Source organism: Nonomuraea composti (genome assembly GCF_012034275.1).
GTDB lineage: Bacteria > Actinomycetota > Actinomycetes > Streptosporangiales > Streptosporangiaceae > Nonomuraea > Nonomuraea composti.
Window position 1 is genome coordinate 37,527 of record NZ_JAATEP010000055.1, and the last position, 21,285, is coordinate 58,811.

The window sequence follows — 21,285 nt, forward strand, 5'->3', positions numbered from 1 at the left end:
GGGTAGACTGATGTCATGCAACGCACGAACTTCGGGGACATGGCCTGCTCCATCGCCCGCACCCTCGACGTGATCGGCGAGCCGTGGTCGCCCCTGATCCTGCGTGACATCTGGGTGGGCATGAGCCGCTTCGACCAGCTCCAGGCCGATCTCGGCATCTCCCGCAAGGTGCTCACCGAACGCCTCAACCACCTCGTCGAGCAGGGCGTCATCGACCGCCACCCCTACGACAACCGCCCGCGCTACGAATACCGGCTGACCCCCAAGGGCACCGAGCTGGTCGACCTGCTCATGGTCATGACCGCCTGGGGCGACAAATGGCTGTCCGGCCAGGCCGGGCCGCCGGTGCTCTACCGCCACCACGCCTGCGGCGAGATCAGCCACGTCGACCTGCGCTGCGCCCACTGCGGCGAGCCGATGCACGCCGGCGACATCGACCCGCTGCCCGGCCCCGGCTCGGCGGTGGCCTGACGACCGATTCCTTTCGCCGGGCCTCCGAGTCGATCCGCGTAGGAGCCTTACACCAGGAGGAGGAGCAGTGCTGCTCGAAGAGAAGAACGCGGTCGTCTACGGAGCCGGCGGCGCGATCGGGGGCGCGGTCGCGCGCGCCTTCGCCGCCGAGGGGGCCAGGGTCGCCCTCGCGGGGCGCACCGAAGCCGCGCTGGAGGCGGTCGCGAAGGAGATCCGGGCCGCGGGCGGCCGGGCCGATGTCGCCACCGTGGACGTCCTCGACGAGGCCGCCGTCGAGGCGCACGCCGACGCGGTGGTCAGGAACACCGGGTCGCTCGACATCTCCTTCAACGCCGTCAGCCTCCCGCAGACGGGCATCCAGGGCATCCGCCTCACCGACCTGACGCCCGACGGCTTCTCGCTGCCGCTGGCCACCTATCCCAGGGCCACCTTCCTGACCGCGCGAGCCGCCGCCCGCCGCATGAGGGGATCCGGCGTGATCCTGACGATCACCGCGAGCCCGTCACGGACCGCCGTCCCGCTCATGGGCGGCATGGCGCCGGCCTGGGCGGCCGTCGAAGCGCTGTCGCGCGGGCTGGCCGCCGAGCTCGGGCCGCAGGGCGTCCGGGTCGTCTGCCTCAACGCGGCCGGGATGCCGGAGACGGCACAACTGTCCGAGGTGTACGGCCTGCACGCCGCCGCCTACGGCATCACCCGCGACGCGTTCGAGGCCCGCATGGCCGACCGGACGCTGCGCAAGGCCCTGCCCACGGTCGCCGAGATCGCCGACGCGGCCGTCTTCGCCGCCTCGGGGCGGGCCGCCGCGATGACCGGGGCGATCGTCAACCTCACCGGCGGCCTGATCCCCGACTGACGATCCCAGATGGAAGGCACGAAGCACGACCGAGAGGCGACGATCATGGCAGAGACGACGGAGGTCCGGCCGGGCGGCGACGCCTTCGCCCGGCTGACCTCCCCGTACCGGACCGAGCTCCTGGCCTACTGCTACCGCATGCTGGGCTCGGTGCACGACGCCGAGGATCTCGTCCAGGAGACCTACCTGCGGGCGTGGCGCTCGTACGAGGGGTTCGAGGGGCGGGCGTCGATGCGTACCTGGCTCTACCGGATCGCGACCAACGCCTGCCTCACCGCGCTGGAGCGGCGCAGGCGCCGGCCGCTGCCGTCGGGGCTCGGCGGCCCCGCCGACGACCCCGACGGGCCGCTGGCGCCGCCGGCCGAGGTGCCGTGGCTGCAGCCGTTCCCCGACCGGCTGCTCACCACCGCGGCCGACGATCCGGCCGCCACGGTGGTGGCGCGGGCGAGCCTGCGGCTGGCGCTGGTCGCCGCGCTGCAGTACCTGCCGCCACGCCAGCGCGCCGTGCTCATCCTGCGGGACGTGCTGGCGATGCGGGCGGCGGAGGTGGCCGAGCTGCTCGGCATCTCCGTGCCCGCGGTCAAGAGCGTCCTGCAACGCGCGCGGGCGCAGCTCGGCCAGGTGGCGCCGGCCGAGGACGACCTGCCCGAGGCCGCCGCCGAGCACCAGCGGGAGCTGCTGGAGCGTTACGTCACCGCGTTCGAGCACGCCGACGTCGCCGCACTGATGGAGCTGCTGACGGCGGACGCCGTCCTGGAGATGCCGCCCACCCCGACCTGGTTCGCCGGCCGCGAGCGCGTCGGCCGCTTCTTCCGGGCGCGCGTGCTCACCCGGCCGGGCTGGTTCCGGCTGGTGGCCACCGCGGCGAACGGGCAGCCCGCGGCCGGCCTGTACCAGCGCGGCCCCGGCGGGGCGCACCACGCGTACGCCGTGATGGTCCTGTCGGTCTCCGGCGCGGGCATCGACCGGATCGTGGCCTTCCGCGACAAGGGCCTGTTCGAGCGCTTCGGCCTCCCCCTGACGCTCGACCCCGCCGATGCCGATGCCGACGCCGGTGCCGGTGCGGCGGGCGGGGGTGCGCTGTACTACCGGTCATGACGATCATTCGCTCGCTGGTGTTGTTCGCCCTGGCCGCCCTCGCCGAGATCGGCGGCGCCTGGCTCGTCTGGCAAGGCGTGCGGGAGCAGCGCGGGCCGCTGTGGATCGGCGCCGGCGTCGTCGCGCTCGGCCTGTACGGGCTCGTCGCCACGCTGCAGCCCGACGCGAGCTTCGGCCGCATCCTGGCGGCCTACGGCGGCGTGTTCGTGGCCGGGTCGCTGGTGTGGGGGATGGTCGTGGACGGCTTCCGCCCCGACCGCTGGGACGTCGCCGGCGCGTCGGTGTGCCTGATCGGCGTCCTGGTGATCATGTACGCGCCGCGCGGCTGACGCCGGCGTCGTCGTGGTAGGAACGACCAGAGGCCCGGTGGCGCCGATCGGCGGGAAGGGAGCGCGATGCCCGAGTGGTTGCAGGCGGGCGGGTGGGGGCTGCTGGCCGGGCTCGCGCTCGTGCTCGGCGCGCTCGCCGGCTACCTGGTGCGGATGCCGCAGCGGCTGATCGCGTCGGTGATGGCGTTCGGCGCCGGCGTGCTGATCTCGGCGGTGTCGTTCGAGCTGATCGAGGAGGCGCACCAGCGCGCCGGGCTGGTGCCCACGGTGGTGGGCGCGGTGGCCGGCGCGGTGCTCTACACCGGCTGCAACATCCTGCTGGCCCGCCGGGGCGCCCGGCATCGCAAGCGCTCAGGCGACCGGCAGCCGTCGCAGCAGGAGCAGGCGGGGTCCGGCACGGCGATCGCGCTCGGCGCGGTGCTCGACGGGGTGCCGGAGTCGCTGGTGATCGGGGCGAGCCTGCTCGGCGGGGGCGCGGTGAGCGTGGTGACGGTGGCGGCGGTGTTCATCAGCAACGTGCCCGAGGGGTTGTCCAGCGCGGCCGGCATGCGCCGGGCCGGCCGGTCCAAGGCGTACGTGTTCGGCCTGTGGAGCGGGATCGCCGTGGTCAGCGGGCTGTCGTCGCTGGCCGGGTACGCGCTCCTCGGGCAGGCGCCGGCGGCCGTGCTGGCGGGCATCATCGCGCTGGCCGGCGGGGCGATCCTCACCATGATCGCCGACACCATGATCCCCGAGGCGTTCGAGGACTCCCATCTGATGACGGGGCTCATCACGCTGGCCGGGTTCCTGCTCGCGTTCGCCGTGTCGAAGTCCGGCGGCTGACCGTCCCCGAGCGACGGCGGCACCTGGCGGAGCCCGGCCCCCCACCTGACGCCGCGCGAAGTGACACGTCTCACGCTCGCCGGGGCCCCGATCGCTGTCACACCCGGCGCCCCGCCCGCGTCTTCTGTATAGGCAAGGTCAGGGGGTTCGAAGATGCGTTCGTTGCCGGTCAAGAGCCGCTCGTTCCAGTTCTCGCACTGGACGTTCATGTTCGCCGAGATCGCCGTCTGGTCGTTCGTCGTGCTGCTGGTCAGCGGCGCGGCGCTGATGTTCTTCTACGACCCGGGCATGGCGCAGGTGACCTACGACGGTCCCTACGCGCCGCTGCGCGGGCTCCTCGTCAGCCAGGCGTTCGACTCGACCATGCACCTCAGCCTGGAGGTGCGCGGCGGCCTGCTCATCCGCCAGGTCCACCACTGGGCGGCCCTCGTCTTCGTGGCGGCGGTCGTGCTGCAGCTCCTGCGCATGTTCCTCACCGGCGCGTTCCGCCGGCCGCGCACCCGGCAGTGGCTGATCTGGGTGGCGCTGCTGGCGCTCGGCATGTTCGCCGGCGAGACCGGCAACGCCCTGCCCGACGACCTGCTGTCGGGCGGCAGCCTGTGGTTGATGCTGTCGGTCGTGCAGTCGATCCCGGTGGTGGGCAGCTGGGTGGCCGGGCTGATGTTCGGCGACGCCTTCCCCGGCGAGCAGGTCATTCCCGTCATGTACGGCGGGCACCTGCTGCTCTCGGCCCTCGTGGCCGCGCTCCTGGTCGCCCGCGAGCTGCTGGTGCGGCGCAACGGCCACTCGCGCTTCGTCGCCTCGCTGCCGGCGCGACGCGGTGCCCGCCCGCTGATGGCCGCCGCGACGACCGGCATGCTGATCATCCTCGGGTTCGGCTTCCAGATCGCCCCGATCTGGCTGTACGGCCCCGCCAGCCCGACCCAGATCTCGGCCGGCTCGGTGCCCGACTGGTACATGGGCTTCCTCGACGGCGCCCTGCGGATCATGCCCGGCTGGGAGCTCACCCTGGGCGGCTACACGCTGAGCCTCGCGGTCCTCGTCCCCACGGTCGTGGTGCCCGGGGTGTTCTTCACGGCGCTGGCCGCGTACCCGATGGCCGAGCGCTTCCTCCTGGCGCGGCGCGGCCGGCGCGACGCGCTGGGCCGGCCCAGGAGCGCGCGCCGCGCCGCCCGCGAGACGCCCGCGCGGGACGTGCTCGACCGGCCGCGCGACACGCCCGTGAAGACGGCGATCGCCGCCGCCGGCATCACGTTCTACGGCCTGCTGTGGGCGGCCGCCGCCAACGACCAGCTCGCCCACCAGTTCCAGCTCAACGTCAACACCGTGACGATCTTCTTCCGGTACGCGGTGCTCGTCGCGCCCGTCGTCGCCTTCGTCGTCACCCGCTGGATCTGCCTGGCCCTCCAGGAGTCGGAGCGCCACGTGGCCGAGCACGGCGTGGAGACCGGGATCATCACGCGGTCGGCGGACGGCGGCTTCCACGAGCGCCTGGAGCCCGCCGACCGGGAGCCCGCCATGCTTTCGGCGGGACAGCGGTAAGCAGGCGACACCCGCGGGCCGGGCCTGCCGGAGCGATGCGGCAGGCCCGGCCCTTCACGTGTCAGGCGGGCAGCACGTTCTCGGCGAAGGCGCCCTCCATGTTGCCGGGCGGCTCGAAGACGAACACGATGTACGTCTCGACGTACTCGCCGGTGTTCCCGGAGGCGCGCGCGATGCCGACCTTGGTGCTGCCCTTCCAGACGAGCTGCGTGAAGTGCCCCGACGCCGAGGAGAACTTGGCGGCGGCGAAGTCGTAGCCGGAGATCTCGTCGTACCACTTCTTGACCGCCGTGGAGCCGGGCAGGGCCTCCGAGTCGCCGGCCCAGAAGATGTTCTCGCCGGTCCCCTGGCGCAGGCCGGTGTGCCCGGCCCTGAGCCCTTCCTGCTCGGAGCGGGAGGCCGCCCGTTCCTTGGCGTACGCGTTGAGCTCGGGGTCCATGGCGAGCGGCGGCGCGTGGTGCTTGGCCCGGTAGGCGTTGGCCTCGGCCAGCGCTTCGGCCTGGAATTCCGGCGTGGTGCTGTCGGGCAGAGCGGAACGGGTTCCGGCCATGACACATCCTCGTGCAGCCTGGGTGGATCCCCGCCGGATGCGGTGCGCCCGGCCGGGAAGGCGGCGGGGTGCCGCCCACGCTCATCCTCCGTCGTCCCGGACAATGCGCCAGGCCCAGTCGCTGTCCGAGAGCGGACACTCCCGGCGCGGGCCGGCCGGGACCGGCCGGCCCGCGCGGGCGCCTCAGAGTCCGAAGGACCAGGCGAAGACGTGCGCGGTCGCCGCGCCCGTCGGCTTGGCCAGCGTCAGGCTCTTCACCTGCTTGGACGCGTCCAGCTCGATCGGGGTGACGGCGAAGACGTACACGTTGATGTCCTGCCGCCCGCCCCCGCCGTCCAGCCGGTATGGCGTGCGCAGCACGATCTCGTTGCCGAACCGCGGCGGGTAGGCGTCACGGGCCAGCGCCCAGTCGCTGAAGCCGACCTTGACCTGCTGCGTCGAGCCGTCCGTGTAGGTGATGGTGACGTCGGTCTGGATGTCACCGGACGCGCCCGCCCCCAGCAGGGCCAGCGTCTTGGCGCCCGCCGGGGCGGCCAGGTCCACGGTCTGGCCGCTGGCCTGCACGTTGTCCCACTCCCCCGGCTCGCGGTCCGGCCAGGTGAAGTCGTAGCCCTTCCACGTCACGGTGCCGCCGGGGCGGGCGCCCGCCGCGGCCAGGGCCTGCGCCGAGTAGCTCCAGCCGACGCCGTCGAAGTTCGCCAGGCCCGCCTCGTCGTCGTCGCCGATGCCGGCGTTGTTCTGGTGCCACTCGATGGTGCCGCGCCGGGCGACGTTCAGCTTGACGGCCGCGCTCGTGCCCGCGACCTCGACGGGCACGGTGGTGAAGCCGGTCGCCAGGTCGGCCGCGGCCGTGACGGTCAGCTCGGCGGTGGCCTGGCCGTTGGCCGGGACGTGCACCGTGCCGCTCGCCGGGGTGACCGTGACGCCGGCCGGCGGGTCGGCGGTCCACGTGAGCGTGCCGCCCGCGCCGACGGCCTGGACGGTGAGCGTGGTGCCGACCGTGCCGCCCGGCTCGACCGGGGCGGCGCCGGGGGCGAGGCTGACCAGGTAGGGCTGCATGCCGGCCTGGAAGCTCGGCGGCGGGTCCGTCGCGCCGAACGCGGTGTCGGGCTCGGCGCCGAGCGTGTAGTCGAGCCGGCCTGTGAAGCCCTCGGGCAGCCACGCCCTGTCCGACGCGGTGCCGTTGACCTTGAGCCCCTGAACGTAGCGGTTGGTATCGGAGGCGCCGGGGGCGTTGATGGTGATGGTCCTGCCGTTCGAGCGGGTGACGGTGATCTGCTCGAAACCCGGGCTGTTGAGCACCAGCTCGGCGCGGCCGGGAATCGCGGGATACATCCCCATCGACGCCCAGACGTACCAGGCGCCCATCGTGCCCAGGTCGTCGTTGCCGGTCAGGCCGTCCGGCGTCGGCTTGAACAGCTCCTTGCGCGCCCGCGCCACCAGGTCCTGCGTCTTGTACGGCCGCCCCGCCCACGCGTACAGCCACGGCGTGAGCAGCGACGGCTCGTTGCCCAGGTAGGCGTACGGCTTGGCCGGTCCCGCGTTCAGCTCCGTGAAGAACGTGTCGAGCCGCGCCACCGCCTTCGCGTCGCCGCCCATGGCGTCGAACAGGCCGCGCGGGTTGTGCGGCACCATCCAGTGGTACTGGGCGCCGTTGCCCTCCACGTACATGGAAGGGCTGGCCGGGTCGAAGCCCGGCACGAACGAGCCGTCGCCGAAGCGCGGCTGGATCCAGCTGTTCGCCGGGTTGTAGACGCTCTGCCACGACTGGGCGCGCTTCATGAACGCGTCCCGGGTCGCGGTGTCGCCGAGCCGGCCGGCGAGCTGCGCGATGCCGAAGTCGGCCACCGCGTACTCCAGCGTCGTCGAGGGGTCCACCGGGACGTAACCGTTCTTCAGGTACGACGCGTTGCCGGGCCGCTCCACGTAGCCGGTGCCGGGGTCCTCGCCCACCCGCTGGGCGCCCTTGACCATCGCGGCCAGCGCCGCCTTGGCGTCGAAGTCGCGGGCGCCGAACGCGTACATGCTCGCGATGATCGAATGGTACGGGTCGCCGTTCATCACGCCCGTGATCGTGTTCTGGTGCGACCAGCGGTCCCAGACGTCGCCGACCGCGTGGGCGTCGTCGTACATCGACTGCGCGATGTCACTCGCCACGTCCGGTGCGAGCAGCGCGACGAGCTGCATCTGGCCACGGTAGACGTCCCAGCCGGAGAACGTGGCGTAGTGGTGGTGGCCGCGTCTCACCTGGTGGGTGCGGTAGTCGAAGCCCGTGTAGGTGCCGTCCACGTCGTCGAACACGTACGGCTGGAGCAGCGCGTGGTACAGGCTGCTGTAGAACGTGCGCTTCCTCGTCTCGTCGCCGCCGCTCACCTGGATCTGGCCCAGGCGGTCGTTCCAGGCCCGCCTGGCGCTCTGCGCGATCCGGTCGAAGCCCTGGGAGCCGACCTCGGCACGCAGGTTCTTCTTGGCGCCGTCGATGCTCACGTACGACAGGCCCACCCGCATCTGCACCGGGGTCTCCGGGTCGAACTGCAGGTAGGCGCCGATGCCCGGGCCCTTGACGATCACGTCCTGGGCCGTGGCGCGCGCCTGCGGCCCGGGCGGCGGGCTCGGCTGCGCGGCCGGCGCGCCCTTCTGCGGCGCGATGACGCCGGCCAGGCCGTGCGGCTTGGGCGTCGCCGCGATCTTCGCCTCCGAACTGCCCCTCACCTGGACGTCGCCCGGCACCACCGAGTCGTCGCGCCAGGTGCCGAACGCGCGGACCGGGCGGTCGAACGTGGCGTGGAAGTAGACGTAGTAGCGGCTATCGGTGCCGCAGAAGCCGCCCGTCTTCGCCCAGCCGCTCACCGTGTTCCCGCTGATCTTCGCCTCGGCGTCGTCCACGCCGTTGACCGAGCCGGTGACGTTGAGCAGCAGGGTGAGCGGCTTGCCGGCCAGGCCCGTGAAGCGGCCCACGCCCGCCCTCGTGGTGGCGGTCGTCTCCGCCTTCACGCCGGTGTCCAGGGTGACGCCGTAGTAGCCGGGGGACGCGCTCTCGTTCGCGTGCTTGAACGTCTGCACGTAGTCGTCGAAGTGGGTGGCCGGGGAGCGGCCCACCGTGCCCGAGATCGGGATCACCGGGAAGTCCTGCGCGCCGGTGCAGCCCGGGCCCGAGATGTGCGTGAGCGACAGGCCGCGCAGGCGGTTGTCCTCGTACTTGTAGCCGCCGCCCGACGCGCGGACGGTGTCGGGGCTCCACTGCATCATGCCGAACGGGAGCGCCGCGCCGGGGAAGTTCATCCCGGCGCCGCCTCCGTGGCCGAAGTCGGGGCCGCCGTCCTGCGTACCCATGAACGGGTTGACGTAGGAGGCGAGGTCGGCGACGTCGGGAGGTGGAGCGGCGTGGGCGGGGGTGCCGGGCAGTAGGACGGTGACGGCGGATAAGGCCGCCACCCATGCTGAACGGGACAAGGCTCCTCCAGGAGGCTCGCGGGCCCGCCATGCCGCGGTCGGCGGGTCCGCCCGTCAGACAGCGCTGTCAACCTAGAGCCCACTAAACGTTTCCGACCGCACCCTGTCAAGCCGTGTCATCCCGCGCGCGGGGACGCGTTCGCCTTCGGTTTAGCGCGTAGACGCGTGCGGGGCGGGTAGGCGCGTGCGGCAGGTAGCGCGGCGAAGGAGGGCGGATGCGCCGGTTGCTGGCGATCGTCAACGCGTCGGCGGGAAGCGTCGGCGAAGAGGTGGTTTCCGAGGTTCTGGCCGTCCTGGGCGAGCACGCCGACACAGAACGGGTGCGCATCGACGATCCGGCCGGCCTGCCCGAGGCGCTGGCCGCCCATCCGGACCGGGACCCCGTCGTCCTCGGCGGAGACGGGACGCTGCACGCCCTGGTCGCGGCCCTGGCGGAGCGGGGCGAGCTGGGCACCCGTACCGTCGGGCTGGTGCCGCTGGGCACCGGCAACGACCTGGCGCGCGCGCTGGGCGTGCCGCTCGACCCGATCGAGGCGGCCAGGGCCGCCGCCCTGGGCGAGCCCCGCCCGCTGGACCTGCTGCGCGACGACGGCGGCGGCATCGTGGTCAACGCCGTGCACATCGGCGTGGGCGTCGAGGCGGCGCGGGCCGCCCAGCCGTTGAAGCCGGTGCTGCACCGCTTCGCGTACGCGGCGGGCAGCGTCATCGCCGGCCTGCGCACCCGCGGGCTGCCGCTCAAGGTGGAGGTGGACGGCCGGGTCGTCGCGAACGGCCGGCACCGGGTCCTGATGGTCGGCATCGGCAACGGCAGCTCCATCGGCGGCGGCACCCCTCTCACCCCGGCCGCCGTCCCGTCCGACGGCCTGGCCGACGTGGTCATCTCGTTCTCCACCGGCCCGCTGCGCCGCCTCCTGTACGGCGTGCTGCTGCGCCTCGGCCGCCACACCAGCAGGCAGGACGTGGCCACGGTGCGCGGCGCGCGCGTGCGGATCTCCGGCCCGCCCATGCGGGTCAACGCCGACGGCGAGCTCCTCGGCCCCGTCGCCGACCGTACGTGGACCGTCGAGCCGGGAGCCTGGCGGCTGGCGCTCACCACCGCCCCCTGACCGGGATGCCACAATGCCCGGCATGCACAAATCCGACCTGCACTCCTATCTCAAGCTCGCCCGCGAGGGCCTCGTGTGGAAGCTCGACGGCCTGTCCGAGTACGACGCCCGCCGCCCGCTCACCCCGACGGGCACGAACCTGCTCGGCCTGGTCAAGCACCTGGCCGGCGTCGAGTTCGGCTACTTCGGCGACACCTTCGGCCGCCCCCACGGCGAGTCGCTGCCCTGGATCGAGGAGGGCGCCGAGCTCAACGCCGACATGTGGGCGACGCCCGACGAGTCCCGCGAGGAGATCGTCTCCCTCTACCGGCGCGCCTGGGCGCACGCGGACGCCACGATCGAGGAGCTGCCCCTCGACGCCACCGGCCACGTCGCCTGGTGGTCCGACGACCGCAACCCGGTCACCCTGCACCGGATCATCGTCCACGTGCTCACCGAGACCTACCGCCACGCCGGCCACGCCGACATCGTGCGCGAGCTGATCGACGGCTCCGTGGGCCGCCGGAAGGACGAGGCCATGCCGAGCGACGACGAGACCTGGTGGCGCGACTACCGCGACCGCGTCGAACAGGCCGCCCGCCAGGCCGGCTGACCACCCCGGCGCCCGTCCGGGCGGGCTCCCGCACGTTCCCGATGCCCGCTGTACTGTGTCGGAGTGGCAGATGAGCAGGTGAGCGCGCGCGTCGACAGCTGGATCTGGTCGGTGCGGCTCACCAGGACCCGTTCGGCCGCCTCCGACGCCTGCCGGGGCGGCCACGTCCGCGTCAACGGCGTGCGCGTCAAGCCCGCGCACGCGGTCCGGGTCGGCGACGAGATCCGGCTGCGGCACGAGGGGCGCGAGCGGATCGTGGTCGTCTCCCGGATCATCACCAAGCGGGTCGGCGCGCCCGTGGCCGCCGAGTGCTACGTCGACAAGAGCCCGCCGCCGCCTCCGCGTGAGGAGACGGTGACGGTGGCGGTGCGGGCCCGTGGCGCGGGCCGGCCCACCAAGCGCGAGCGCCGCGACCTCGAACGGCTGCTCGGCCGCCCGGGCGGTGAAGGGCGGGGCCGCCGGCCGGAGTGATCGGCCGGCCGCCCGAGGCCGGGGTCGGCAGCATCAGCGTGTGGTGACGCTGCCGGCCGGGTCGGCAGCGTCAGCGTGTGATGACGCGGGGGCGGTTCCACCAGAGCGACAGTGACAGGGCCGCGGCGATCAGGACGGCGCCGCCGGCGGCGAAAGCGGCGGCCGTGTCGACCTGCTGCCGGACGACGCTGAAGCGGCTCGGCAGGTCGCCGAGCGCGCTCTTGAGCTGGTCGGCGTTCTCGGCGCGGCGGTAGGAGCCGCCGGTGGTCTGGGCGATCCGCTTGAGCGCGGGCTCGTCGATGAGGCGGATGTTGCGGCCGCCCCGGTCGAACCCGCCGCCGCGCCCGCCGAAGCCGCCGCCCCACCCGCCGAACCCGCCGTCGAACTGCGTGCTCTGGCACACCATCGGGCTCGGCGTCGTGGTGCCGAAGCCGATGGTGAAGACGCGGACGCGGCGCAGGGCCGCCTCCTGCGCGGCGGTCTGGGGATCGACGCCCTGCGTGTTGGCGCCGTCGGTGAGCACGACGATCGCCGCACTGGCGTAGCCGCCGCCTCCCGCGGGCGGGGCGGCCCCGGTGGGGGCGACGGACTGGTCGACCTCGGCGATCGCGTCGATCGAGGTGAGCATGGCCTGCCCGATGGCGGTGCCGCGGCCCACGGTGAGGCTCTCCAGCGCCTCGATGAGCGCGTCGGTGTCGTCGGTGGGCGGCACGAGCAGGCCGGCGGTGCCGTTGAAGGTGACCAGGCCGACGCGGGGCCCGCCGCGCAGCGACTCGATGAAGTCGGCGGCGGCCTGCCTGGCGGCGGTGAGGCGGTTGGGGTCGACGTCCGTGGAGCACATGGAGCCGGAGGTGTCGAGCGCGAGCAGGATGGTCGAAGACGTCTGCGGCACGGGCACCGACGCCTGCGGCCGCGCGGCCCCGACGGCGAGCAGCGCGAGCCCGGCCACGAACAGCGCCGCCGGGATCCGGCGCGTCCAGCGCGTACGCCCGGGCAGTGCGGCGCGGACGAGCGCGATCGAGGTGACGCGCACGGCGGCCCGGCGGCGGCGGCGCAGCGCCCACCAGCGGACGGCGAAGATGAGCGGGATGACCAGGACGGACAGGAGAGCCCACGGCCAGGAGAGCGTCATCTCAGATCACCCGCCCGGTCCGCAGCACGGTGACCGCCGCGCCCGCCGCGAGCAGCGCGAGGGCGAGCCCGATCAGCGCGCCGGCGAGGGGCAGCGGCTCGTCGGAGACGGTGAGCCGCAGGTCGATCGAGTCGGCGACGCCGTCGAGCCGCGCGGCGTCGGAGGCGGGGTGGTAGGCGCCGCCGGTGGTCTCCGCGATCATGGTGAGGGGTTCCTCTTCCAGCGAGGTCTGCAGGTGGTAGCCGGCCACCTCGACGGTCGTGCCGGCCGTGGTGCCGACCCCGACGGTGTGGATGTGCACGCCCGCCCGCTGGGCCGCCTGGGCGGCGCGTTCGACGTCCGCGTCCTGGCCCTCGGCCCGGTTCTGGCCGTCGGTGAACATCACGATCGTCGCGGACGGCCAGTAGCCGATGTCGGGGGCGGCGCCGTCGCGGCCGAGCGCCACCTGCTTGCCGGTGATGGCGGTCAGTGAGGCCAGGATGGCCGTCCCCAGGGAGGTGCCGCCGGTGACCTTGAGCCGGTCGATGGCCTTGAGCGCCACGGTGTGGTCGGCGTCGGGCCGGGCGGTGGTGAGCGCGCCCCGTTCGAAGGCGACCACGCCGATGTCGACGCTGGCGGGCTGCGCGGCCACGAACGCGCGGGCCGCCCGCTGGGCCGCCGCCAGCCGGTTGGGCGTCACGTCGTCGGCGCCCATGCTGGTGGAGACGTCCATGGCGAGGATGACGGTGCCCGAGACGCGCGGCACCGGCACCATGGCGGCGGGTCCTGCCGTGGCGACCGCGAGCACCCCGACGCCGGCCACCGTCAGGCCGGCCCCCAGGTAGGTCCTCAGGTGGGCGGGGCTCGCGCCGGCCGCGGCGAGCGCCGCCGCCCGGCGGCGGGACGAGACGATGACCGCCCACGCCAGCGCCGCCGTGACGAGCAGCCCGGCCACCAGCAGCAGCGGGGAGGAGACGGTCATGGCGACCGGTCCCGGGTGCGGGCGACGACCTCGACGAGCGCCTCGGCCAGGTCGCGGTCGGTGTCGACGCGGTGCACAGGCACGCCCGCCCGGCGCATGCCCGCCGCGAGCCGGGCGTCGCGGGCGCCCACGGCCTCGCGGAAGCGGACCCGCAGCAGCGGGTCGGCGGAGTCGACGACGAGCTGCTCGCCGGTCTCGGCGTCCTCGACCACGATCAGCCCGGCCTCGGGCAGCACGTCGTCGGCGGTGTCCACGATCCGCAGGGCGACCACCTCGTGCCTGCGGGCCAGGCGCTGGAGCGCGCGTTCCCAGTCGCCGTCGCCGATGAAGTCCGACAGCACGACGACGAGCGCGCGGCGGCGCGCGAGCCGCCCGGCCGCGTCCAGCATCTCCGCCAGGTCGGTGGTGGCACCGCCGCGCGCCTCGGAGGTGCGCTCCAGCTCGGCGGCAATGCGCAACGCATGCCTCCGGGTGGTGCCGGGCGGCACGACGCGCACCATCCCCGCATCGTGGCTCGTATCGCGCCGCCGGGACGTGCCGGACGACAGGGCACGCGGCGTCCCGGTGTCGTACAGGAGGGCGCCGACCCGGTTGCCGCCCCGTCCGAACAGCCGGGCGAGGACGAGCGCCAGCTCGGCGAGCACGTCGTGCTTGCCGCGCCCCGGCCGCCCGGCGGCCATCGACGCCGACCGGTCGAGCACGAGCCACACCGTCAGCTCGCGGTCCTCGGTGAACACGCGCAGGTGCGGCTCGTCCAGGCGGGCGGTGACGTTCCAGTCGATGTGCCGGGCGTCGTCACCCTCCTGGTAGGCGCGCAGCCCGGTGAAGTCGATCCCGGCGCCTCGGTACGTGGTGCGGTGCGCGCCCTGGAGCCGGCCGTCGAGCCGGCGCACGACCTTCCACTCCAGGCGGAGCAGCAGTTTCTCGGGGGCGGTGGCCATGGCGCGGCTCAGCGGCTCTGCAGGACGACGTCGGGCGCCCGGACGGCTCCGAGCACCCTGGTGATGATCGTGTCGGCGTCGACGTCGTCGGCCAGGGCCTCGTACGACAGCACGAGGCGGTGCCGCAGCACGTCGAGGGCCAGCTCGGACAGGTCGTGCGGCAGCACGTAGTCGCGCCCGCGCAGGAAGGCCAGCGCCCTGGCGCCGGTGACGAGCGCGATGGACGCCCGGGGGCTGGCCCCGTAGGTGACGTACCGCTCCAGCTCGCCGAGCCCGGCCGTCGCCGGGGAGCGGGTCACGGACACCAGCCGGACGGCGTAGTCGACGATCGCCGGATCGACGTACACGGCCTGGGCGCGGGCCCGCATGGCCATGAGGTCGTCGGCGGTGACCATGGCCTGCGGCGGCTCCGGCGGGCGCAGCGCGCGGGCGACGATGGCCTGCTCCTCGGCCTGCGTGGGGTAGTCGACGACGACCTTCATCATGAACCGGTCGACCTGCGCCTCGGGCAGCGGGTACGTGCCTTCGGACTCGATCGGGTTCTCGGTCGCCATGACGAGGAACGGCTCGGGCACGCGGAACGTCTCGCGGCCGATCGTCACCTGGTGCTCCTGCATCACCTCCAGCAGGGCGCTCTGCACCTTGGCGGGGGCGCGGTTGATCTCGTCGGCCAGCAGCAGGTTCGCGAACACGGGGCCCAGCTCCGTCCTGAACTCGCCGGAGTGCTGGTGGTAGACGCGGGTGCCCACGAGGTCGGCGGGCACGAGGTCGGGGGTGAACTGGACGCGCTGGAACGTCCCGTCGATCGCGGCGGCCAGCGACCGTACGGCGAGCGTCTTGGCCAGGCCGGGCACGCCCTCGACGAGCAGGTGCCCGTCGGCGACGAGCGCGACCGCCATGCGCTCCAGCAGCACGTCCTGCCCGACGATCGTGCGTTTGACCTCGAACAGGACCTGTTCGAGTGGATGGGCGGGGTCGCGGGGGTCGGTCGAGGTCATGGAGCCCTTCTCGTCATATCAGGAGCCCCTCGCCGGGCGGGCCGTCGCCTTCGCCGCCGCCGAGGGCCAGGCCGATCGGCACCGCGAACGCGATGCCGGCGAACGCCTCGTCGCCTCCCGGGTCGGCGATCGAGACGACGATGCCGACGAGCAGCCCGCGAGCGTCGAGGAGCGGGCCGCCGGAGCTGCCGGGGTTGACGGAGGCGTCGAACTGGATGAGCCCGCTCAGGTCGCCCTTCTCGGCGGACCTGTTCAGGCCGGACACGACGCCGGTGGAGACGCTGTAGGTCAGGCCGAGCGGGTTGCCGATGGCCACGACCGGCGCGCCGACGGCGACGGCGCCGCCGATGGTCGCGGGGACGACGATCTCCGGCAGCTTCGCGGGTTTGAGCGTGGCGATGTCGCGCTTGGCGTCGGAGGAGGTGACCTCGGCCTTCGCCTTGGTGCCGTCGGCGAAGGTCAGGTCGACGTCCTTGGCGCTCTTGACCACGTGGTACGCGGTGAGGATCGTCCCGTCCTCGGCCGCGATCACCCCGGTGCCGAGCGACTTGCCGGCCTGGATGACCACCACCGACGGCCCGACCCGCTTGTAGACGTCGGGCACGGTGAGCGTCGTGCTGGGCGATGGGCTCGGGCTCGGCCGGGGCGCGGCCTCCCGTCCGTCGCCGCCTCCTAGACCGCCCAGCCAGTACGCGAGCGCCGCCACGACGACGAGCGCGGCACCGGCGGCGGCGAACCGCCGAGCCTTCCTCCCGGCCGAGGCCCCCTGCGCTTGCTGAGCCTCGCCCGCACCGGCCTCCTGCGGCACGCGCTCCATCGCCCCATAGTCATAAATCTCAGCTCAAAGTGCCACAAACCTCACCTGAGAAGTTCATGAGAACCGGTCACACGGAGCCGGCCGCTCAGACGTGCCGCAGCTCGTCCAGCAGGTCCTGCGAGTACGCGATGCGCCCCGTGAGCTCGGCGGCCAGGCCGGTGGTGAAGCGTTCGAGCGCGGCATGGCACATGCCGTACACGGTGCCGCCGAAGTTGTCGACCAGGATGTCCACCGGGCCGTGGCGCCGCTCGGCCGCCTGGACGAGCGCCTGCCTGTCGTGCTCGCGCGACAGGTCGGTGGGCTGGGCGAAGGCGGTGCCGCCCGCCGCCTCGACGCGCGCGACGGTCTCTCCGATCGTCCCTTCGAGCTTGCTGTGCGCCGCGTCGACCGTGCGGGCCGCGACGACGACCCGCGCCCCCTCGGCGGCCAGCCGCTCGGCGACGGCGGCGCCGATGCCCCTGCTCGCTGCGGTGACGACCGCCACCCTGCCGTCCAGTACGCCCATGCCTGCCCCTTTCCCGGGATGCCCGCAATACTAGAACGATATTCGGAAAAGATCAGCGGCCACACGTCGGACATCCCGGCCGCCGCGGGATCGCCCGCGAGCGCACCTCCAGCGGCCAGAAGTCCACCTCGGCCCACCGGTCGCCGAGCGCCGGCGGCAGCCCCGCCAGGATGCGGATCGCCTCCCACGCCAGGATGTTGCCGACCAGGCCGGACAGCGCCCCCATCGCGCCCGCCTTCTCCCGCTTGCCCACCAGCGTCTCCATGCCGTCGCGCCCGTGGTCGGCGAACGTCTCGGCGCGCACGCAGGACCAGCAGGCGGTCCGGCCGGGGATGATCGAGGTGCCGAGGACGCCGATGTGGTAGGCGTACCCGGTGCCCATGATGTGCGGCACGTCCGGCCAGCAGGCCTCGCTCACCCAGCCGGCCACGTCGTTCGGCGTGGGCAGGTCGGCCGCGTTGACGACGACGTCCGCGCCCTTGACGACGTCGGCGAGGTCGCCGGCGCAGGTGATGCGCCGCTCCACGGCCTCCACCTCGACGAACGGGTTGATCTCGCGCAGCCGGGCGGCCGCCGCCGCCACCTTGGGCACGCCCACGTCGGCCATCCTGAACAGCACCTGCCGGGTGAGGTTCGAGACCTCGACCCGGTCGAAGTCGCAGACGCGGATCCGGCCGACGCCGGCCCCGGCCAGCGCGAGCGCCACCCAGCCGCCCAGCCCGCCGATCCCGCAGACGACGGCGGTCGCCTCGCCCAGCCGCCGCTGGAGGTCGGCGCCGCTCCTCTCCGGCGACCAGCCCTCGTCGCAGAAGTCCTGGAGCAGCCGTAGCTGGCGGTCGTAGAATTCCGCGCGGGCCGCGCCTAAAAGACGAAATTCGCGCTCCGGCTCGGCGACCCCGCTGAGCAGCCGCTCGCCCGCCAGGATTTGCACGACTTCGGCCACCCGCGCGCGTGCGTCGAGGTCGTCGCCGCAGGCGAGCGCGCCGATCTCGTCGATCGTACGGGTGCCGTCGAGAAGCACCACCACGTCTTTCACGAATTCGTCGCAGACGAATCTCTTCACGGTCCGGTCGGCCAGGCACAGGAACAGCAGCGTGCCGCCGTCGGCCTGCACGATGACGCTGTCACGCAGGCGTGGGCGCGATGCGGTGTCGGCCACGGACATGCCTCCTGCAAGGGTGTGGGTGAAGCCCGGAATGCCTCACCCACAGGACGCTACCCGAGCCGGCGTTTCAGTTTCCGTGCGAGTTCGACGCGGTCACCGCGCCGACGCGCAACGGGCCTTCTTCCACCTTCACCATGACGGGACGCCGTTCCATCGCTACCCTTTCTCCGCGGATATTCTCCCGCGCATATCATGCCGACCCCGGGGCGGCTGACAAAGAGTCTTACTCGGAATTCGTCAGCGAGAAAACTCGTCGAGTTCGCGAACGGCCTGATCCAGCTCGTCGGCGACGCCGCGCCGCAGCAGCCGGGCGTAGAGGCCCTCGCCCGTGTGGCCGCGCCGGCGGATCAGCGCGGCCCGCTCGGCCATCTGCACCTGCACGTTCCTGACGAGAGCCTCCGGCCGGCCCGCCCACCCGTAGGCGTCCAGGAACCGGCGCAGCCGGGCCGGCCGCGCCTCGAACGCGGTGAACCCCGTCGAGGCGTCCACGTGCCGGGCGTGCAGCGGCACCCAGCAGTGCGCCACCATCGCCACGTCGGCGTCCACGGTGGTGGGCCCCGCGAAGTCCCAGTCGAAGAACCCGGCCAGCCGCCCCGCCCGGTAGGCGGCGTTGAAGGGGCCGGCGTCGTTGTGGCCGATGATCAGCCCGGGCTCCCAGCGCCGGCCGGACCGCCAGCGGGCCCCGGCCGGCGGCACGAAGTCGGCCACCGCGTCGTGGTAGGCGCGCAACCACCGCGCGACCTGCACGAGCGTGTCCTCGGCGCGCGTCCACGACGGCCACACCCGCGCGTCGCCCATGCTGTCGCCCTCCAGGTACGTCAGCACCTCGTACCCGTCGCTGTCGATGCCCAGCACGCGCGGCGCCCCCTCGAACCTCTTGCGCTCCAGGTGCCGCAGCAGCTCGTGCACGGAGGCCGTCCACTCCCGCACCGGCCGCCGCACGGTCGCGCCCACGCGCACGGCGCCCTCGTCGCTCCCCCCTCCGAGCCGCTCCCCCATCATGAGGGCATAGTGCCTGCCGATCCGGCCCCCATCAAGGTCACGCCGGCGTGCATCCGGCCGCCGGGATCAGCGCTTGCGGATGACGGTGACGCCGTCGCGCAGCGGCAGCATCACCGCGTCCACCCGGTCGTCGGCCGCCACCAGGTCGTTGAGGCCGCGCATGGCCGTGTGCCGCGGATCCTGGTGGACGGGGTCAAGGACCCGGCCGCCCTGGAGGACGTTGTCCAGGACGATCACGCCGCCGGGGCGCAGGCGGAGCAGGATCTCCTCGTAGTACGCGGGATAGCTCTCCTTGTCGGCGTCGATGAAGGCGAAGTCGTACTCGGCCGTGGCCGGGAGGGCGCGCAGGCTGTCGAGGGCGGGACCGAGGCGCAGCTCGATGCGGTCCGACACCCCGGCCTTCTCCCAGTGGCGGGCCGCGATGGAGGTCCACTCGTCGCTCACGTCCAGGGCCAGGAGGCGGCCGCCGGGGGGCAGGCCGCGGGCGATGCAGATCGACGAGTAGCCGGTGAAGACGCCGACCTCGACGGCCCGCCGGGCGCCAGTCAGCCGGACGAGCATGGTCAGCAGGGCGCCCTCGTCGGCGGTGATCTGCATGCCGGACGAGCCGCCGGTGGCCGTACGGGTCTCGGCGGCGAGGTCGCGCAGCACGGCGTCGGCCGGCGTGCTGTGCTGCAGCGTGTAGTCGGCGACGGCCGGATGGACCAGCTCGGTCAGCGGTATCCACACGACCTCCAGCTCCTCCTGGGTGGCGAAGCGGAGCAGGTGGCGGGCGACGACGTCCTGGACGCGTTCGAGGTTCTCCGGGGTGTCGGCGGTGGCCGTCATCGTGAGATGGCGGGCTTCGGGGGCCAGGACGCACTGGCCGTACTCCAGGGTGATGGTGCCGCGCCCCGCCTCGTCGAGGTCCGTCGTGACCTTGTGGCTCATGTGGGAGACGAGCTGCTTGATGTAACGGGCCCCGCGAGGCGTCATCACCGATGCCGCGGAAACAGCCATGACGTATACCGCCTTAGTGTCGGAAACGCGGACACTTTCCCGCAGATCCCCCGCCAGCTTCAAGACGCCGGACCGAGGAGAGTGCGACATCCAGCAATAAACATAGACAAAGCGGACAGCGCGCCGCTAGCCTGATGGCGCTCCAGGTGGGGGCCACCTGGAGCACCAAACAGGGGTGCCAGTAGAGCGCGATCCGTGGTCCGGGGTTTGCACATGCGGGTCGGGCGACGTGCGCGCACAAGCGCTGTACGGAAACCGCCCCGCACCCGCGCAACCGGGAGGCGGGCGGCGCGCCTCAGAACATGTCTCCGGCACGGAGGACCGGCAGCAGGACGGCAACCGCCAGGCCGATGCCACCGGCCCAGAGGTACACGTAGGCCCGGTCGCTGATCAGCCCGCCGCGCACGCCCTTCGAGCGGAGGTAGAGACCCACGGCCCCGAAGGCCAGGGACAGCGCGAGCAGGAGCAGTTCGAGCAGCCACAGCCCGCCCGCCGTGGACGTGCGCCCGCCGGGGGTGGTGATCTGGATCCACCCCAGGCCGACGGCTATGTCCGCGGCCATCAGGACGAAGAGCCCTTGCACCACGAGCGCCACCCAGGACCCCACCCCGAGCACCTTCTCCTGCCCGGCCGGAGCCCCCTGCGGCGAGGACATCGCCGGAGTGACCGGCGGCGGCGCCGGCGCCGATGCCGGCGAGGCCGAGGCCGGATCGGGCGGGCGGCCGTCCCCTTCCGCCACCCGCGGTTTGCTGAACGGTTTCCAGTCCAGCACGTCACGCAGCAGCGACAAGACGCCCAGAACAGCGGCGAAAACGCCGAGCGCCAACTCCAGATCCACGCCGTCATCATGCGCATCGAGGGCGAGGGCGGGCAAGGGCATCGCCCGATCGTAAGCGGCGGCCGCCGCGCGCAGCACGGCGTCCCGGCCCAGAAGGCGAGCCCGCCAGTGCGATCAGCTCACAGCCCCTGACCGTGGTGAGCCCGGTCGTGGCGGGGAGGAGGTTCCGCTCAATCGCACTTGTACTCGAGCATCGCGTCAAATGCAGCCCGGTTGCTCTTTCCGTACAGGGCATCGACCACGTCACGCGTGTTCGCGCCCGGTTTGAGCCTGCGCGTTGAGGTGGCGACCACATCCAGCACTCTTGCGACGTGCTCAGCGATATCAGGCGGGCGCTCTTCCGCATCTCCCTCCCGTAGGTAGCGATGATCTTGGCCCTCCTCCGCACCTCCTCGAAATCCAGCGGCCGGCCCTCGATCGCTTCGCCCACGTCGCTGCGGAAGGCGACGACGGCGACCTGGAAGGTCGTCAGGTCAAGGCAGAACGCCGAGGTCGTGCTTCCCGGCCCCGGCTACCTGGCCGAGAACCTGCTGGTGACCAGCGCCCGCGGCTTGCTGTACTGGAGCGTGCTCACCGCTCTCGTTGTGGCCTCCTTGGTCGCCGCTCGTCGGGTGCACGCCAGGGCGTGACCGCCGCCTCA

22 protein-coding genes are annotated in these 21,285 nt (G+C 73.1%); 10 read left to right on the forward strand and 12 right to left on the reverse strand.

Annotated features, from left to right (window positions below; genetic code table 11):
- Nucleotides 1–15: 15 nt before the first annotated feature.
- The 6 genes from HCN51_RS46665 to HCN51_RS46690 all read left to right on the forward strand — a co-directional run bounded on the left by HCN51_RS46665 (nt 16) and on the right by HCN51_RS46690 (nt 5,115).
- Nucleotides 16–471 (forward strand): winged helix-turn-helix transcriptional regulator, encoded by a 456-nt coding sequence (locus tag HCN51_RS46665; RefSeq protein ID WP_080044905.1) that lies wholly within the window; start codon nt 16–18, stop codon nt 469–471.
- A 67-nt stretch (nt 472–538) separates the two neighbouring features.
- A complete protein-coding gene (locus tag HCN51_RS46670) occupies nt 539–1,324 on the forward strand; it encodes an SDR family oxidoreductase (protein ID WP_168018359.1) in 786 nt (261 codons plus the stop codon).
- 45 nt (nt 1,325–1,369) lie between these two features.
- Nucleotides 1,370–2,422 carry a sigma-70 family RNA polymerase sigma factor gene (locus HCN51_RS46675; RefSeq protein WP_168018360.1) on the forward strand — a complete coding sequence of 351 codons (1,053 nt, stop codon included), beginning with the start codon at nt 1,370–1,372 and terminating at the stop codon, nt 2,420–2,422.
- A complete protein-coding gene (locus HCN51_RS46680) occupies nt 2,419–2,751 on the forward strand; it encodes a YnfA family protein (RefSeq protein ID WP_168018361.1) in 333 nt (110 codons plus the stop codon). The genes HCN51_RS46675 and HCN51_RS46680 overlap by 4 nt, the downstream gene beginning before the upstream one ends.
- 66 nt (nt 2,752–2,817) lie before the next feature.
- Nucleotides 2,818–3,573: a ZIP family metal transporter gene (locus tag HCN51_RS46685; protein WP_168018362.1), complete on the forward strand. Its 756-nt coding sequence runs from the start codon at nt 2,818–2,820 to the stop codon at nt 3,571–3,573.
- A 153-nt stretch (nt 3,574–3,726) separates the two neighbouring features.
- Nucleotides 3,727–5,115: a cytochrome b gene (locus HCN51_RS46690; RefSeq protein ID WP_168018363.1), complete on the forward strand. Its 1,389-nt coding sequence runs from the start codon at nt 3,727–3,729 to the stop codon at nt 5,113–5,115.
- 61 nt (nt 5,116–5,176) lie between these two features.
- Here the strand turns inward: HCN51_RS46690 and HCN51_RS46695 are convergent, their stop codons facing one another.
- Both HCN51_RS46695 and HCN51_RS46700 read right to left on the reverse strand, forming a co-directional pair.
- Nucleotides 5,177–5,665 (reverse strand): CAP family protein, encoded by a 489-nt coding sequence (locus tag HCN51_RS46695; RefSeq protein ID WP_168018364.1) that lies wholly within the window; start codon nt 5,663–5,665, stop codon nt 5,177–5,179.
- A 183-nt stretch (nt 5,666–5,848) separates the two neighbouring features.
- Entirely contained in the window at nt 5,849–9,118 is a 3,270-nt protein-coding gene (locus tag HCN51_RS46700; RefSeq protein WP_168018365.1) for a GH92 family glycosyl hydrolase, read from the reverse strand.
- A 215-nt stretch (nt 9,119–9,333) separates the two neighbouring features.
- Here HCN51_RS46700 and HCN51_RS46705 point away from each other — a divergent pair, with 215 nt between their 5' ends.
- From HCN51_RS46705 to HCN51_RS46715, 3 genes are all read left to right on the forward strand, one after another.
- Nucleotides 9,334–10,224 carry a diacylglycerol/lipid kinase family protein gene (locus tag HCN51_RS46705; RefSeq protein ID WP_168018366.1) on the forward strand — a complete coding sequence of 297 codons (891 nt, stop codon included), beginning with the start codon at nt 9,334–9,336 and terminating at the stop codon, nt 10,222–10,224.
- Nucleotides 10,225–10,246: 22 nt separating this feature from the next.
- Nucleotides 10,247–10,816: a DinB family protein gene (locus tag HCN51_RS46710; RefSeq protein ID WP_240973972.1), complete on the forward strand. Its 570-nt coding sequence runs from the start codon at nt 10,247–10,249 to the stop codon at nt 10,814–10,816.
- A gap of 63 nt (nt 10,817–10,879) precedes the next feature.
- Nucleotides 10,880–11,287, forward strand: a complete 408-nt coding sequence (locus HCN51_RS46715) for a S4 domain-containing protein (protein WP_168018368.1) — start codon at nt 10,880–10,882, stop codon at nt 11,285–11,287.
- Between the two features lie 70 nt (nt 11,288–11,357).
- Here HCN51_RS46715 and HCN51_RS46720 read toward each other — a convergent pair whose 3' ends face one another.
- From HCN51_RS46720 to HCN51_RS46765, 10 genes are all read right to left on the reverse strand, one after another.
- On the reverse strand, nt 11,358–12,419 hold the full coding sequence (locus HCN51_RS46720) for a vWA domain-containing protein (RefSeq protein WP_168018369.1): 1,062 nt from the start codon (nt 12,417–12,419) through the stop codon (nt 11,358–11,360).
- Between the two features lies 1 nt (nt 12,420).
- Nucleotides 12,421–13,380, reverse strand: a complete 960-nt coding sequence (locus HCN51_RS46725; RefSeq protein ID WP_168018370.1) for a VWA domain-containing protein — start codon at nt 13,378–13,380, stop codon at nt 12,421–12,423.
- The gene (locus HCN51_RS46730; protein WP_168018371.1) at nt 13,377–14,321 is read right to left on the reverse strand and encodes a DUF58 domain-containing protein; all 945 of its coding nucleotides are present in this window, start codon (nt 14,319–14,321) and stop codon (nt 13,377–13,379) included. The genes HCN51_RS46725 and HCN51_RS46730 overlap by 4 nt, the downstream gene beginning before the upstream one ends.
- A gap of 8 nt (nt 14,322–14,329) precedes the next feature.
- Complete coding sequence (locus tag HCN51_RS46735) at nt 14,330–15,319, reverse strand: AAA family ATPase (protein ID WP_168018372.1); 990 nt, start codon at nt 15,317–15,319, stop codon at nt 14,330–14,332.
- A gap of 13 nt (nt 15,320–15,332) precedes the next feature.
- Nucleotides 15,333–16,136: a S1C family serine protease gene (locus HCN51_RS46740; RefSeq protein ID WP_168018373.1), complete on the reverse strand. Its 804-nt coding sequence runs from the start codon at nt 16,134–16,136 to the stop codon at nt 15,333–15,335.
- 85 nt (nt 16,137–16,221) lie between these two features.
- Nucleotides 16,222–16,641 carry an SDR family NAD(P)-dependent oxidoreductase gene (locus HCN51_RS46745; protein WP_168018374.1) on the reverse strand — a complete coding sequence of 140 codons (420 nt, stop codon included), beginning with the start codon at nt 16,639–16,641 and terminating at the stop codon, nt 16,222–16,224.
- Nucleotides 16,642–16,693: 52 nt separating this feature from the next.
- Nucleotides 16,694–17,800 carry a ThiF family adenylyltransferase gene (locus tag HCN51_RS46750; RefSeq protein ID WP_168018375.1) on the reverse strand — a complete coding sequence of 369 codons (1,107 nt, stop codon included), beginning with the start codon at nt 17,798–17,800 and terminating at the stop codon, nt 16,694–16,696.
- A gap of 243 nt (nt 17,801–18,043) precedes the next feature.
- Nucleotides 18,044–18,808, reverse strand: a complete 765-nt coding sequence (locus tag HCN51_RS46755; RefSeq protein ID WP_168018376.1) for an aminoglycoside phosphotransferase/kinase family protein — start codon at nt 18,806–18,808, stop codon at nt 18,044–18,046.
- 66 nt (nt 18,809–18,874) lie between these two features.
- Nucleotides 18,875–19,807, reverse strand: coding sequence for a DUF2218 domain-containing protein (locus HCN51_RS46760; RefSeq protein ID WP_346434037.1), 933 nt, complete (start codon nt 19,805–19,807; stop codon nt 18,875–18,877).
- A gap of 295 nt (nt 19,808–20,102) precedes the next feature.
- A complete protein-coding gene (locus HCN51_RS46765) occupies nt 20,103–20,687 on the reverse strand; it encodes a hypothetical protein (protein WP_168018377.1) in 585 nt (194 codons plus the stop codon).
- A gap of 323 nt (nt 20,688–21,010) precedes the next feature.
- Here HCN51_RS46765 and HCN51_RS46770 point away from each other — a divergent pair, with 323 nt between their 5' ends.
- Nucleotides 21,011–21,274: a hypothetical protein gene (locus HCN51_RS46770; RefSeq protein ID WP_168018378.1), complete on the forward strand. Its 264-nt coding sequence runs from the start codon at nt 21,011–21,013 to the stop codon at nt 21,272–21,274.
- Nucleotides 21,275–21,285 lie beyond the last annotated feature (11 nt).